The organism is Lysinibacillus sp. NPDC094403 (assembly GCF_050278745.1).
Classification (GTDB): Bacteria; Bacillota; Bacilli; order Bacillales_A; family Planococcaceae; genus Lysinibacillus.
The window spans coordinates 19,699-36,084 of record NZ_JBNNTL010000010.1 but is presented as its reverse complement, the minus strand read 5'-3'; the positions used below and the strand labels follow the sequence as shown (position 1 = coordinate 36,084).

Here is a 16,386-nt window from a genome sequence, read left to right as displayed (position 1 = left end):
ATCCAAAGGAATTGTTGAAACTATAAAGTGGTGGATACCATATTTAAGTTTTATAATGATAATTATTATCTTAACGGTTTTAATTAGAGTTATTCGTAAAAAGAAAAAAACTGAGATGTAATGGCACGATAAAGTACATACGATTTATAACCACATAGTACCAATTCTATATTGATATCATAGTAAGATTCTCAAAAATCCTTTGGAGCGTCCTTTTCAAAAACATCCGAGTGGATAAAGAAATACTATTTTATTGAATATCTAGTGGTTTAATAAAACGTAAATTTCATATAAAAAAAGAGGGGGGTTTAAACAACCCCTCATCATCAAACCCAACCAAACGCGCGAGCAATTGTCGCTGTTAGCCATGTCACACCAATGGCAATAACAGTTGGAATTAAAAATGACATAAATGTCCACTTCGCACTTTTCGTTTCTTTATAAATGTTGACTAAAGTCGTTCCACAAGGGTAGTGCAGAAGTGAGAATAACATCATATTTAAAGCTGTTAGCCAAGTCCAACCTTGGTCGATAAACACTTGTTTTAGCTTCGATAAATCCTCAATTTCCAGCATAGCTCCCTGAGATAAATACGCCATGATCAGGATAGGGATAACAATTTCATTGGCTGGGAGCCCAAGAATAAATGCAGCCATAATAAAGCCATCCATACCAAGAGCGTGACCAAATGGCTCTAAAAAGTTAACAAAATGCATTAGAATGCTCGTATCACCAACGTAAATATTGGCGAATACCCAAGTTAAAATAGAGGCAGGCGCTGCAACGATAACTGCTCTTTTTAATACATTCCATGCTTTATCAATACTTGCTCTTAAAATGGTATCCCAGAACTTTGGTCTTCGGAATGGTGGAAGCTCTAATGTGTAATGGGTTGGTACACCCTTTAAAGCTGTTTTAGAAAGAACCCAGGAAACGGATAATGTTACAACGACTCCTAACATAACAAATCCTATTAAAATGGCCGATGTTACAAGTGTACTTGTTGCACCTGAAAAACCAGTTACCATAAATAATGATGCTAATAAAATAAGTGTTGGCCATCTCCCGTTACAAGGAACAAAATTGTTTGTTAAAATGGCTAACATTCGTTCACGAGGAGATTCTATAATTCTCGTTGACAGAATAGCGGCAGCGTTACAGCCAAAGCCCATTGCCATTGTTAATGACTGCTTCCCGTGTCCACCTGCTCGTTTGAATAAACGGTCCATATTAAATGCTACTCGTGGTAAGTAACCGTAGTTTTCTAATAGAGCGAACATAGGGAAGAATATAGCCATTGGCGGTAACATAACGCTAATAACCCAACCGGTACCTCTAAATAGCCCAAGAATTAACATACCGTGTAGCCATTCGGGTGCGTGCATTGCTTCAAAAAGAATTGTTAGCTTACCTTCTAGATAGCCAAATAAGTTTGCTAACATATCAGATGGTATGTTTGCGCCAGCAATCGTAATGTAAAAGACAGTCCCAAGCAAGATAAGCATAATAGGGAATCCCCAAATGCGGGATGTGAAAATTTCATCTAACTTATCAGATCTGTACATTGCAGGCTGCTGCGTTACTACTTTTTTACATAAAGATTTGCTTTTAGTATAAATATCACTAACAATTTCATCTCGAATATCCTCATTCGATACCTCATTCACTTCAGCTAAAATACCTTTAAGCGAATTATGATTTAACACTGACTGGGACTCCATTCGTTCTCACCTCGTGCTGTTTATTATTCTTATGATTTTGCAGTTTTAAAATCAGTTCCTCATCACCATCAAGTAATCGAAGGGCAACCCATCTCGATGGATATCTTTCATCAAAATAACCTTCTAATTTCGATTCTATTTTTGTAATGGCTTCCTCTATTTCTTTCGAATATTTCATGCGATATGGAGTTGTCACAATTGTCCCACTCACCAGTTGACTTAATGTATCCAACAATCGATTAATACCTTTTTTGTTTCTTGCCGATATTTTTACGACTGGGACTCCTAGTTCACGAGCTAATTTCCTTTCATCAATTCGAATACCTTTTTTCTCAGCTTCATCAATTAAATTGATACAAATGATGACGTTATTAGTCATTTCTAAAACTTGGAGCGCAAGATTTAAATTTCTCTCTAATGAAGTTGCATCAAGCACAACAATCGTTGCATCCGGTTGGTCAAAAACAATATGGTCTCTTGCAACTTCTTCATCTGCTGAATTGGAAAATAGAGAATAGGTCCCGGGTAAATCCACGAGTACATATTGCTCTCCTTTGTGTTCAAAAGATCCTTCTGCATGAACAACCGTTTTCCCTGGCCAATTCCCAGTATGTTGCTTTAATCCTGTTAATGTATTAAACAATGTACTTTTACCGGTATTTGGGTTACCTGCTAAAGCTATTCTATTTACTTTCACTTTGTATTCCCCCTAACAATTTCGCCCAAAATCATAGAGCTTTCTTCATTACGTAATGCAATCATCGTATTACTTACGCGATATGCAACAGGGTCTCCTAACGGACTTTTGCGAAGAACAGAGATTTCTGCTTCTTTCACAAAGCCCAAATCTAATAATCTTCTTCTTAAAGGACCCTTAATATTTATTTCTTTTATTAAAAAGCAGTCTCCAAATGAGCATTCAGAAAGTGGTTTTAAGGTTTTTTCCATACGAATTTTTTATTCCTCTCTATAATAATATTTCCCGTACTTAATATTGTTTCTTTAAGGAAACTTTAATAATGATTATCCCTGTTTTATGACAATTGTCAATGGTTTTCTGAAAATTTTTAAAAAAATACAATTAAAGAGCGTACTGATGAAAGGAACAATGGCACATTGTTTAATTAGTTGTTGGACCAAGAAATGTTAAAAAGTTTGGCATACGAAGCAGGGCAAAATTGTTGATGTAATGATATAAAAAGGTCCTCTTTATGATGTATTAATGTAAGTAGGATTTCGTTACAGGTGCCTATAGAATTTTTGAAAGAAGAGGTTCTGCTTTGAAGAAGCGATAGCGGAGCAGAAAAAAATTATAACCCTCTGCTAAAGTATTGGCAGAGGGTCATGATTTTTTTACTTGGAGATTAATATCTAATTTGGAATGAACCAGATGTAGTTGTTTGAATGAAATGACGATTTCCTTCTATTGTGTAATCAGCTAGCTCTTGATCGCCAAAGTCATAGGTACGAACGATGGAGGCATTCGGTGATAAATTCTCGATAATGATTTCCATATCTGCCTCAAATTCAACTGGTTTTTTATTTAATGTTGCTTGGAATATGATACGATTCAAATTTCGCGTAATTTTAATTTCCATAACACCAGTATCCTCATTAAGAAGAGTTCCTAGCGGTGGAATAATAACAGTCATATTGGATTTTGTTGTTAAAACGAAGCGCTCAGTACCATTTTCCGAGTCGGCAACGTTTATTTTTGCTGTATAGGTATTTTTGTTTTTAGTCATAGCTGTAATTTTACCAGGTTCGGCTGCCGTATCCGATAAAATTGGAGTTTTTGTCCCGTTCCCCTTAGTTGGTAGCTTATATTTGCCGTTTACATAGTCTGCTAAAGTCCAGACATTTGGGACAAGCTGCTGTTGTACAGGTGTTAAAGCTTCAAAGGCTGTTTTGACTGCCTGTACATCTTGGGCAGTGGACGTTTTAGGCGATAAAGCTGCAATGGCGTTTTCCACTTCCTTAGCCGCTGCCTTATCCTTCACAACAAGCTGTTCGGCATCTAATAAAAGCTGCTCTATGCCAACAGGTAAAGAGACGTTTGCAAATTTTCGTAGTGCATTGAGCTCAGCCCTAGCATCAGCTACATCTTGATGGAAGCTAATACGAGAAGAGTTTAACAATTTAATTTTATTAGTCACTTTATCAATAGATGTATTTGGTGCGATAGTGGACGTCAGTATCTTTTGTGATGCAGCACTCACAAATGTTTTCTGTGCTGCATTTAACGTATTGTACCAATCTCTCGTTTCAATAACATTTTGATAGTAATTGACGGAAGTTGATTCTACCGAAGCTAATTTCTCTTCAATTTGATCAGCAAGCTTACGATACGCTAGTTTTGTCTGTTTATGATTTGACAGCGTTGAATAATTTGTGACGTACTCTTGTTCCGTTACGGTTAACGCATCGTATGCTTTGCTAGCAGTCTCTAAAGTTGTTTGGAATGAAGCGGTTGTATTATTAATATTTGAAATAAGTTGAACAACATTCGCAACGTTAGCGTTGTAGTAATAAGTATTATTGTATGTGTAGGCAGTTTTTACCTGTCCTGTTATATCAGCAGCTGATGCTGATGTAGGTGCAGTATAGATTAGTGAAGGAGCCGCAACTAGGGCGAGTAAGGCTAGTTTTCTTTTGTTTTTCATAATACGGGAAACCTCCTAATTGGTTTTTAGATAATTGCGATGGATTCAATCATAGGATTTTTATCCTAGATGAAATCTTTGATTGATTTGAGAAACGGTTTATTATTTACCAGTTGAAATGAGTCCTGTCTAGACGTAAATAACCTAATATATGTTGATAACCCAATTTTATCATAGCTTATGATTTTTTTATGTATATTTTTGGTGAATAGGTAGATGGGTTGTGTGTTTTATTTAAAGAATGTGTGTCTTATGTACTTAAAAGAGTCTAGAAGGTTAACGAAATATAGTGATAAAAACAGGTGATGTCGATGAAAGTGATATTACTTGTTTTTTTATGTGTATAGAAAGCGTTCTATTAAATGAGAATTGTGGATATTGTCATGGGAGTAATTAAAGTACCTGTGGCTATTTATTGTTGTAAATGTTTTGTATAGGTCGATTTTCTATAGTTAATGATGAGGGAATCTGTCGAAAAGTAACGGATTTCTTGGGGGTTTTTAGGAATCACTAAATTTCTTATAAAGATGCTTTTAACAAAAGGAGGATAACAGGAAACGGGAAATTGTTCACATTGTATTCAACAAACCTTTTTAGAAGAAAGAAATTTATGAAACTACTATGGAAAAAGGGAGAGAATAAAAGATGAAGAATAGCGCATTGTTTTACGATAAACTTTTTAAAACAGCAATGGCTACAGCAATGGCGACAAGTGCAATTGCTGTTGTAGCACCAGACGCGACCAAAGCAAGTGCAAAAGAGGCAGTATTTACTGATGTCAAATTGATCTCTGACTACTATGAATATGTTAATGAATTATTTGAGCGTGGCTTTGTAAGTGGATATGAAGACGGCTCTTTCAAACCAACAGGGCTATTAACACGCGCACAGGCCTCGAAAATTTTAGCACTCAATTTAGGATTAGATATTACTAAATCATTTAATCATACGTTTAAGGATGTTCCAACGACTGACTGGGCTTACCCTTACGTAGCAGCATTAAAAGAAGCGGGCATCATTGATGGATATCAAGACGGGACATTTAAGCCTAACGCGCCAATTACACGTAATCAAATGGCAAAAATAATTGTTAATGGCTACGGTTTAAAGCCAGCTACAGAAATTAATCTACCATTTACAGATACACAAGTAGAAAATAATTGGGCTGCTCCTTATATTCAAACGTTATTTGATTTAGGCATTACAAAAGGTCAAACTGCCACAACCTATGGTGGAAATTCAACAGTAACCCGTGCCAATATGGCTGCATTTACAATCCGTTCTGAAATAACAACAGATTACCGTGATAATCGTCGACCAGATGAAAATGTTATTTCTGCTATCGAAGGGAATAAAATTACAATCGACAGTCAAGTTTACTATATCAAAAAAGAACTACAGCCATTACTAAACGCTCGAAATATAGCTGTTTTAAATGAAGCAAACCTAGACTTTATTAAAATTGGCACAAAGATTGTAGGTATTCGTAATCTTGAATTATTAAACGGTGGTACGGCTGAAAATCCACTGACATTGGATTTAGCTGGAGGAACTGTTGAAGCAAATATTATGATTGCTGGTGATTATATTAAACTTGCGAATGCTAATATCACTGGCGATATTACAATTAAAAAAGGTGATCAAAAGCAAATTGAATTAAGTGGTCTTGAGTTAAATGGCCGTTTAATTATTGAAGGGGAAGCAAAACGTAATCAAGAATCTGTGATTAAGCTTACCAACACGACAGCAGATGAAATTGTTGTAAATCGTGACAAAACTAAAATATGGACAGATAATTCTGCAACAACTATTAAAGTAGGTGACAACGTCTCTGAAATTAAACCTGAAGGTAAAATAAATTCGATTGATTTTATTGGCAATCAGGACGTTTTCGTAAAAGGAACACTTGAAGCAAACAAATTAACAGTCGAAGCCCCTGTAAAAGTAACGCTTGAAAATAAAGCACAGTTACCAACAGTAGAAACAAAACAATATGGTAGTCAGTTAATTGTTCCGACAGACAGTACAATTGGCACATTAATTAAACCTGTCAATGTAAAACCAGAAGAAGCGGTGAAATTGCCTGCAGGTGGCATACCGACAATTGGTACTATCACTAATACATCGGAAGTAGTGCGACCAACAACGCCGCCAGTGACACCGCCAACAACAGGCAGTGGTTCGACAGGTGGCAGTTCAGGTGGTGGAGGAAATGGTGGTGGTGTGACGAATCCATTTGTTTCTCAAACATTATCCGTGAATAATGTCGTTGATGCACCAAATACAGATCCACTAGCGGTCGGCATGATTGGGACAACAACGACAACAAGCAATCCAAATGTCGCAACAGCTACACTAAAAGACGGCAAGATTACGATTACATCAAAAGGTCCTGGTACAGCTGTCATTACTGTAAAAGAAGGTGCGCCATCACTGAATGAGGCACAAATCCTTGTGACAGTTGATAGTTATGGGAAAATAACTCAGAAGATTAAGCGTCCGCTAGAAGTAGTACAGGAAAAACTTAAGGCAACTCCAACACCAGCTACAGAAGATTTAGTGAAGCTGTATGATGCAATAGACATTAAAGGCATTACACCAACAAATGTAGCCGATGTAACTGCAGCCGTGAAAAAGGCCATCGCAGAGAAAGGTAAGCCATTAACAGAGGAAGAATTGAAATTAACAGTCGATATCGCCTTACTACCTGAAAAAATTAAAAAGGAAAATCCAAGCTTACAGCAAGTTTCAACGCCACTAGACTTAATAGCAATGGGTCCAAACGGCACAGTCTTTGATTGGAAATCAGTAACAAAGGTTGGAAGCCATAATGCTAATATTGATTTAGCAACAGGTAACGTAACGCGCGATGATGCGGATAATGAAAATGATAAAGTAAAACTAAACGTTACGGCAAAAAATGGTTCGGTATCAAAGGATGCATCAATTGAGGCGACGATTTTAGAAGTTAAACTGCCTGGTCAAGAGTTAACAGGACCACTTAGTATTACAAGTGGTACAGATATTACCTCTGCTAAAATTCTAAATGAAGATGGTTTGTTATATTTGGTGAACATGGCTGATGTAAAAGATATAGTTGATGTTAAGAAAGGTGATCTTAACACATCGACCTCTGAAGTATATCCAAATAAAGAGTTAACTCAAGACGTACTGAATAAGTTGGTTAAAGCTGGAAAAGCCAAAAAGGTTGAAGCCATTAATAACGTTTATGCGACAACTCCTACAGACAGTCTAACATCGGGGATATACCGAATTATTGCAGTTGATAAAGCTGGGAATTTAGCAATTCGTTTTACAACGAATATTGTAGAGCTAAAAGAGGGTGCGGCTACAGACATTAATTCGATTGCGGATAATTTAACAGCAGATGTTATTAGAAATCAAAATCCATCATTAGACGAAGTAAGGACAGCATTGAATTTACCTACTTCATTCGGAGGTGCAACGATTGAATGGTCAGCGAATGCAGTTGATGGTGCAACGATTGCTCCTGAAGGCACAGTAACGAGAAGTGCTAATGATGATAAAGATGATGTTGTCACATTAACGGCAACAATTACATTTAATGGTATGACTACAACAAAAACGTTCCAAGTAACTATCAAAGAAAATAAAGCGCCTACTATTGTACGAGTAGAAACAGTAGATCAAGATTTTAACGGTAAAATAGACAGATTGAAAATTACACTTAGTGAAAGTATTAAAGATTCTACAGTTGATGTAAAAGATTTCACTATCAGTGGATACAATAATTTAGGGTTTGAAACAGGCGACAAAGAAGATAATAATGAAATCTACATTACATTTGATGAAGGGGCAGTTTACGATACAGGTCAAACGCCTAAGCTAACATATACTAAAGGAACATTAAGTGATTTATCTGGAAACGTACTAGCTACTGATTCAATTGAGTCATTAGACAAAGCAAATCCAATTCTTGTTGCTGCATCTATAAGTGATGATATGTGGAATACGATAGGTGACATACTTACATTAACATATAGTGAAACAGTAGAAATGGACACTAACTCAGAAATGTTTAGAGATAAATATCCTGATAGCGATGGGCTTCAAATTTATTTCCCAGCAGTAGATGCTCTCATTGGGCTAGATACAGCTAATTTTGGGGGGAATGCTCTTAAAAACACATTTAATATAAAGACTACACAAAGTAATGAAGGATCAAGAATAACAGCTGATGTTGCCGGAGACAAAATTAGACTTATTATAATACATCAGGATTTTATTAGCGGTGGTGTTCCAGCTAATGCAGCATTTAATATTATTGATAAAACTATTGATGACATTAAAGATAATTCGGATAACAAATTAAAGCATACAGTTAAAAAAATTACTGTTGAACAGCTTTCTAAATAAGGAATAGTTAAAGTAGGCTAGGGGAATCACGAGGGCACTGAAAAGGTCGATTCGTACTAAAAATATTAGTATGAATCGACTTTTATTTTTTTAAAAACTCGAAAATCACAATTTACTACTATGATTTTTTGAAGTTTCTTAGTTTTTCAGTAGCATCGGGAATCCCTTAGCCTGCTCTTTTTATCGAGACGGATAGAACCCCATACTTAGGGGCGAGTTTTGTTATAATGATTCTAAGAAGGAGCGGGGTGTTTTATTTGCAACGAAACTGGCAGAAGGTAGTTGTTGAAAAGTTAACTTTAGCTGTTAATCCAGCCTTTGTTATTGTTTTTGGTTCTTATGCGCGGGGTTCGGCACGTGAAGATAGTGATTTAGATATAGCGTATTTTGCAGATAAGCCTCTCTCAAGTTACGAACGTTTTCTATTAGCCGGAGAAATTGCACAGGCTTGTAATGTTGATATTGATTTAGTCGATATGAAGACGGTTGATACAGTGTTTGCAGCACAAATTTTTTCAAGTGGTATGGTCATTGATTGCCAAGATGAAAACAGCTTTGTTAAAGAACGAATGAAGGCCCTATCAATGTATGTAACGTTAAATGAACAACGTGCGGAGATTTTGAAATCAATTGAAGAGAGGGGTAGTGTCTATGGTGACTAATGATGTTGTACTAAATAAAATCGCTACAATTGAACGCTATGTGAAGCGTGTCAACGAAGTGTATGATGGTAATCCTGGAAATTTGCAAGATTTTACGAAGCAGGATAGTATCATTTTGAATATTCAAGTGCGTGTGAAGCTAGTATTGATTTGGCCATGCATATTGTTAGTGATTTAAAGCTTGGTTTACCTAAAACGAGTAGAGAAGCATTTAAGTTACTTGAGGAAAATAACATTATTGACCATGTATTAGCAAAAACATTAATGAATATGGTTGGGTTCCGAAATATTGCTGTGCATGATTATCAAGCTATAGAATTAAATATACTCCAAGCGATTATCGAGAATCATTTAAGTGATTTTAAAACCTATACAGAGGTAATATTGCTTACATAAAAGAAACAACAGGCTGTAGAGATTTTTCTAGCCTGTTGTTTTTGAATGTAAGGCGGATAGAATCGCCGAAGTGACGGATACAACCCTCTAACTGACGGGTAGATCAACCAAACCTCAAATAAATATAAAGACGAGATCGCCTTACTCCTATTTAGGAATTGGGAACGAAATGGTCGTGCCTTGTCCAATTACACTTTCTACCGTTAATTCCACGCCAAATAATTGCTTTAGGCGTTGTTCAGTGTTAACGAGGCCAACGCTTGATTTCTTTTTTGGGCCAGTGTTATCGAAGCCAACACCATTATCGGAGATGGCTATTGCAAAGTGCTCCTCGGCTTCTGCAATACGAATTGTAACGGTTCCTCCTTGTATGCGAGGTAGAATGCCATGCTGGATGGCGTTTTCGACCAGTGTTTGAATCGACAGTGGAGGGACTGATAGCTCTATATTTTCAGGGATGTCCCATACTACTTGAACTCTATTACCAAAGCGTATTTGCTCTATGGCTATATAAGAGCGAACAAGCTTTAATTCGTAGTTGATAGGTACAACTAAGTTGGCATTTTGGAAATCGAAGCTCATCTGTAAATAATCACTGAAGGCTAGCAGTAACTCTTCCATTTGCTCATCGTCTACTCCGTGTAGAGAAATAATCGAGTTAAGTGTGTTAAAGAAAAAGTGGGGCTGGATCTGTGCTTGTAGCCATGCTGCCTCGATGCGTAGACGTTCTTCACTGGATTGCTTAACACGAACGAGTGCATGGACCCTTGATTTAAGCTCCACATATTCCACTGGTTTTTTTACATAATCATTTGCACCACTTAAAAAGGCAAGCTGTATATCCTCTCTTTGCTGACGAGCTGTTAAGAAAAGTATAGGTAGCTCGGAAATAGAGAATCGCTCACGAATATGTTTTGCTAACTCATAGCCTGACATATGCGGCATCATAATGTCAGAAATGACTAAATCAAAACTGCCTTCTTGCAGTTTTTCTAGAGCCTCGGCACTACTTATTGCCGTTTCAATATCGTATGGCTCTGTAGACAGTACATTAACAAGCACCTGTAAGTTTACAGCGTCATCATCAACAATTAAAATACGCGAATGACTTGTCACAAGGGACTCTTGTTCGATAGTTGCAGCAATTTCGCTTTCAAACCTGGAAAAATTACTTAGTAATGAAACGTATTTTGAAAGAGTAGCATCATTTTCAGTGTTTAAGTCAGCTTCATCCACTGCGAATTCTTTGGCTATCGGTAACGAGAAAGTAAACGTAGAGCCTATGCCAACAGTGGATGTCAGCGATATCGTGCCTCCGTGTAGGATAACGAGCTCTTGGCAGATACTTAAGCCTAGTCCAAGTCCACCACCTATAGAGGTCATACTCGAATCAACCTGCTCATATGGCTCAAATATTCTTTCTTGCATATCCTTTTCAATACCAATCCCTGTATCTGTAATAGAAATATATATTTTTTTACCAACCACTTCTCCATCAAATGTAATAGAACCTTTTTCTGTAAATTTAATGGCGTTATGAATTAAGTTCGAAAAAATTTGAATAAGTCGAGTCTCGTCTGCTAATACAGGCGGTAAATCTTTAGGGATGTTTATTATTAGCTCTACTGGTTTACCTTTTAACATAAAAAGAAAAATGTTGCTTACACCGCTTGCTAAATTATAAACATTGATCGGCTTTGGCTGAAGGTGAATAGTTTTTTCCTTTAGATTTACTAAATCAAGTAAATCATCAAGCATATAGGACATATGATTACCGATTGTTAGCAGAAGCTTTAAATCATCATTATTTTTTTCAGCGAGCTGATGATCCTGCTTAACTAACAGTGTTTGTGCAATACTCATCATGCCGTGCAGTGGATTACGAAGCTCATGAGAGGTATTCGCAAGAAAATCATCCTTCGTGTTAATCTCTTTTTGCAGCTTTACTGAAAGCTTTTCAGTTTGCAGCGTTGTTTGGAAATATTGCGTAAACCAAAATGCTGATAAAGCAGTAATACCTATTAATAAGTCGAATGGGTAATGACTATAAGGTAATTGCGTTTTTTGACCTAATGAGAAAAATAACGAATTACTTGCAACTGCAGTACCTGTTAATAATAAAAATACTACTCCATTTCCTTCGTTAATTACTATAATCAGCATAAAAATAGTTATAATAATAGGTGAAACAATAAAGAGTATTGTAAAAATAATTTTAGTACTAACAAAATAATCGATAGGAGCTATGATAATAAATAGTAAGTATGCTGCCAATAGTATCGGAATAACATTTAATATTTTGGGTTTTGAATATTCCTTGACTAGATCGCGTAAAAATAAAAAGAAAAATAGCATGTTATTAATGTAAAAGAAATAATATATCTTATTCGCCCAAACCCAGTTAATGGGCATGTAAATATATAGAATTCTATTGCTCGAAACAAGTACGGTTATACAAGTAGAAATAATAATCATTGTGAAGTAAATAAGTGATTTACTTCGAATTCCTATCGCATAAAGTAAAACGGTGAAAAGTAAGTAAAATATAAATACTAGACAAACTGCGATCTGTGTTGCAATTGAAAAAAACTTTGAGCGTTCCATGGAGTGTAAATCGCCAAAAATAATATCTTTAGTAAAACCACCCTGTGCATAGTGATTTGTTTGCACACCTTGTATAATGATCTCGCTTTCATTGGAATCCAGGGTAAAATAATGTGTGATAGGTCTACCAATAGGGGTAGTTTTTTTATTATCTTTTGTAATGTCTCCTAGACCACCGATAAGCTGTCCATCAACATAAAGCTCATATGGTGACAGTCCTTCAGGTATGGTAATGCCATACAGTTGAGGCTTTTTGTGATCTTTTAAAATTGTTAAGCGATAAGAACCATAATGAATATCTTTTTCGTTGATAAAGTATTTATCCCAGGATTCTGGTAAAGTGGAATAAATTTTATGGCCATTCTGTTTAGATGGTTTTTGGTTTTCTGAAACGAGTAGGATATTCGGGTAAAACTCCCATTCACCCTGTAGCTTTCTTTGAAAATCTTTACTTGTTTCAATGCCTCTTAAATCGATAGTACCTTGTTTCGCAATTACTCCTTCTTGGACATTAATGAAATCCATCCAGGTAAATCGAAGTAATGCGAGTAAGCTAAAGAATAAGCTAGTAATCAGGAGAATTTTTAAATTTTTGGAGATAATTTTTGTTTTAATCATAGAGTGTAGTTTTCGACAGATTTCTCAAAACTCCTTCAAAAGTAATGTTTTTTATCAAATGTTTAAATAATTGAACGATATTAAGGGTATGGCTGATTTTTAAGGAGGGGATGTTATGAGAATTGTGATAGTTGATGATGAACATTTGCCATTAACAAGACTAAAAACCTTACTTGAAAAAAGTGGTATCCCGGGAATTGAGATAGTTGGAGAATATGTAGATTCTTTTGAAGCGATTGCTCAAATACAAAGTTTACAACCAGATGTTGTATTTTCAGATATTGTAATGCCTATTATGGACGGTCTTGTGCTCGGTGAAAAAATTCAAGAACTCTTACCAAACGTGGAAATTGTTTTTACCACAGGCTTTGACCAATACGCTATAGATGCTTTCAATTTGCATGCTATAGATTATCTATTAAAGCCTGTGCAAAAGCCTCGTTTACATAAAGCATTGGAACGGTTACAACGGATTATCGGAAAAAATCCGCCAATCACAACTAAGCATAAAACGATTCAGCTTTTAGGGGGCCTGAAGGTGGTTACGCCTGATGGTAATGCTCAATTAATGAAATGGCGTACATCGAAAGCAAAAGAACTGTTTGCTTATATGCTTAATCATCGCAATGAAATGATCTATCGAGATACCATTTTGGAGCTATTTTGGCCAGAATCTGATATAGATAAGGCCTCCAAGCAGCTATATACAGCTATTTATACCATCCGACAAACCTTTAAAAATTATGGATTAGACGGTGTGCAAATTTCAAGTCCGTTGTTGAATTCAGGCTATAAATTATTGTTGGAAGATGTAGTAATTGATGTAGAGCAATGGCTGGCTCAATTAAAATCTTTGCCTCTACTTGAACAAGGGACAATAGAGGAGCATGAGCTTATATTCCAAGCTTATACAGGACATTATTTGGGTGATAACGATTATATATGGTCAGAAAGCGAAAGAGAGCGACTGAGACGATTGTGGTTGCACCATGCTCAGCAACTAAGTGAATTTTATATTAAAAATAAAGACTATCAAGCTGCTGTGAAGGTGCAAGAAAAAGTTCAATCATTTTCTCCTGATGAGGAAGATAGCTATTTTACCTTGATGAAGCTCTATGATTTACTGAACAACGCTGCCGCAGTTGAAGAACAATATTGGCTGTTAACGAAAATGCTGCAGGAGCAATTAGCAGTGGAGCCTAGTGAGGAAATTGAAGAATGGTATAAAGAGTGGAGAAAAATGAGTGCAATTTCGGAGGTAGTTGTTTTGGGTTGAAGTCAGTATTTAGATAAAAGGGAAGGGACTCTGCGTTGTGCAGAGTCCCTTTATATTCTACTCTTTACAGTAAATATAGAGCTAAATCTTATTTTTTTAATAATACCATCCATATTTATAAGAATTTTTGTAATTCGTAATAGCAGCGTTCAGACTGTTGATAGCATTAGCAACGTCATTCTGTGTTACGTAATAATTATTGACCACAGATTGAGCAGATGAAACAGCAGAAGCCAAAGTATCTTTTTCTGTTTGAGTCGTCCAAGGTTCAGAGTTTACTGCTACATCACGGCCATTAGTCCAAGAAACGGTTACATACGTAACAGAATTAATAAGGTTCGTTAATTGAGATTTATCAGCGTAATTCCCATTCGTCCCGTATTTATAAGCATTCTTGTAAATCGAGATAGCATTGTTTAAATTATTCGTAGCATTGGTAATATCATTTTGAGTAGAGTAGTTATTATTCACAACTGTTTGAGCAGATGAAACAGTTGAATATAAAGCATTGTACTCAGCTTGAGTTGTCCAAGGCGTGTTATATGGAACGTTGTAGCCATCCGAAGAAATGGTTACATATTGAACAGAATTAATAAGTGATTGAAGTGAAGTCTTATCACCATAATTCCCGTTCGATCCGTATTTATAGGCATTCTTGTAAGTCGAGATGGCATTGTTTAAATTATTCGTAGCATTGACAATATCATTTTGAGTAGAGTAGTTATTATTCACAACTGTTTGAGCAGATGAAACAGCCGAAGCTAAAGCATCTTTCGCACCTTGAGTTGTCCAAGGCGTGTTATATGGAACGTTGTAGCCATCCCAAGAAACAGTTACATATTGAACAGAATTAATAAGCGATTGAAGTGAAGACTTATCGCCATAACCATATTTTGTTCCATTCTTTTGTCCTGCTTGATAAACGGCTAATGCATTTCTATACTGTGTAATTGCATTGTTTACTTGTTCCTGAGAAGCGTTGGAATTATTAGCTACTACTTTTGCGCTGCTTACGGCAGATTCGAATGCTGTACGTTCAGCTTGCGTCGTCCATTTTTCAGTTGTTAAAACGTCATATCCGTATATAGATACTGCAACGTACGGAGGTGTAGCTACTAAATTACTTAGCTCAGTTTTATTCACCACAGGTAATGTCACAGAGGCTTTATTATCATCCACTTGCACCTTGTTAATTAGATGTCCTGAATCTAATGCCACCTTTGCCCCGTGCTTAACGATTACTTGATCAATTTTACCTTCTCCGTAAAGACTAAAATCTTTCTCAACATCGATTGTTAGCTTATCAACATTGGCATTCACTTCAAATGCTGCAACTTTACCTACTACATCAACTTTAGAAATATTTTTGTCAGAAGTTACATTTACTTTAGTACGCTCTGAGTTAATGTTTGGAGATTTAATATCTTTTAGAGAGACATTTAACCAATTAATTTTTCTCCCTGTTAAAGGTTTAAATGTAATTGTATCCCCGATGGCAACGTTATCAATTGTAATTGCTTTTTTCACACGACTAGTTACGATAAGCTCATCTTTAATATTTACATTTTGAACTTTTACATAATCCGCATTTACAGTTAGGCTTCCGTCAATTTGTTCGCCACCGCCATCGAAATATACCGCTTTATTGTTTGTACCAGCTTTAGATAATATTAGTGATGTAATACTTGTAATTTCACCGTTCTGTACGACAATAGTAGCCTCAGCATTTGCCAATGCAGTGCTATTGGATGTACTTAAGAGAGGCTTCAACGACTGACTAATTTTAAATTGGCCATTGGATGTAAGTACTTTATCTTTAGTGATGTTGTTAATGGTAACGGTTTGCCCCTTAGCTTTTGCTGCAGCTACCTGCCCATCAATTTGAATTGAATGGTTTGAAGATGAATCATTAGAAGCAGCGTTTGCAGGTGACACCGGCAAAACTAATGATGCTGTAATAGCCGTTGCCATAAAAGTTGATAACGCTTTATTTTTCAAGTTAATCACTCCAATCGTAGTATTTAGTAGTTAATATATCATATATTTCA

9 protein-coding genes and 1 pseudogene are annotated in these 16,386 nt (G+C 36.1%); 4 read left to right on the top strand and 6 right to left on the bottom strand.

Features of this window, described 5'->3' with window-relative positions:
- Positions 1-326 precede the first annotated feature (326 nt).
- From ACQKMV_RS15285 to ACQKMV_RS15270, 4 genes are all read right to left on the bottom strand, one after another.
- On the bottom strand, positions 327-1,721 hold the full coding sequence (locus ACQKMV_RS15285; protein ID WP_427504981.1) for a nucleoside recognition domain-containing protein: 1,395 nt from the start codon (positions 1,719-1,721) through the stop codon (positions 327-329).
- On the bottom strand, positions 1,693-2,418 hold the full coding sequence (locus ACQKMV_RS15280) for a FeoB small GTPase domain-containing protein (protein ID WP_427504979.1): 726 nt from the start codon (positions 2,416-2,418) through the stop codon (positions 1,693-1,695). The genes ACQKMV_RS15285 and ACQKMV_RS15280 overlap by 29 nt, the downstream gene beginning before the upstream one ends.
- Positions 2,415-2,669 (bottom strand): FeoA family protein, encoded by a 255-nt coding sequence (locus tag ACQKMV_RS15275; RefSeq protein ID WP_427504978.1) that lies wholly within the window; start codon positions 2,667-2,669, stop codon positions 2,415-2,417. The genes ACQKMV_RS15280 and ACQKMV_RS15275 overlap by 4 nt, the downstream gene beginning before the upstream one ends.
- 416 nt (positions 2,670-3,085) lie before the next feature.
- On the bottom strand, positions 3,086-4,384 hold the full coding sequence (locus ACQKMV_RS15270) for a hypothetical protein (protein WP_427504976.1): 1,299 nt from the start codon (positions 4,382-4,384) through the stop codon (positions 3,086-3,088).
- Positions 4,385-5,029: 645 nt separating this feature from the next.
- Between ACQKMV_RS15270 and ACQKMV_RS15265 the strand changes: the two genes are divergently transcribed.
- The 3 genes and pseudogenes from ACQKMV_RS15265 (at position 5,030) to hepT (ending at position 9,840) form a co-directional block, all read left to right on the top strand.
- Positions 5,030-8,782, top strand: coding sequence for an S-layer homology domain-containing protein (locus tag ACQKMV_RS15265; RefSeq protein WP_427504974.1), 3,753 nt, complete (start codon positions 5,030-5,032; stop codon positions 8,780-8,782).
- 248 nt (positions 8,783-9,030) lie between these two features.
- The gene (mntA, locus tag ACQKMV_RS15260; protein WP_427504973.1) at positions 9,031-9,444 is read left to right on the top strand and encodes a type VII toxin-antitoxin system MntA family adenylyltransferase antitoxin; all 414 of its coding nucleotides are present in this window, start codon (positions 9,031-9,033) and stop codon (positions 9,442-9,444) included.
- Positions 9,437-9,840, top strand: a pseudogene (gene hepT, locus ACQKMV_RS15255) (type VII toxin-antitoxin system HepT family RNase toxin). Before mntA ends, hepT begins: the two are co-directional and overlap by 8 nt.
- A 147-nt stretch (positions 9,841-9,987) precedes the next feature.
- On the opposite strand, the gene ACQKMV_RS15250 reads toward hepT, so the two are convergent.
- Entirely contained in the window at positions 9,988-13,062 is a 3,075-nt protein-coding gene (locus tag ACQKMV_RS15250) for an ATP-binding protein (RefSeq protein WP_427504972.1), read from the bottom strand.
- A gap of 115 nt (positions 13,063-13,177) precedes the next feature.
- On the opposite strand from ACQKMV_RS15250, the gene ACQKMV_RS15245 reads away from it, so the two are divergent.
- A complete protein-coding gene (locus ACQKMV_RS15245) occupies positions 13,178-14,338 on the top strand; it encodes a response regulator (RefSeq protein WP_427504970.1) in 1,161 nt (386 codons plus the stop codon).
- Positions 14,339-14,434: 96 nt separating this feature from the next.
- Here ACQKMV_RS15245 and ACQKMV_RS15240 read toward each other — a convergent pair whose 3' ends face one another.
- Complete coding sequence (locus ACQKMV_RS15240; protein WP_427504968.1) at positions 14,435-16,336, bottom strand: S-layer protein; 1,902 nt, start codon at positions 16,334-16,336, stop codon at positions 14,435-14,437.
- Positions 16,337-16,386 lie beyond the last annotated feature (50 nt).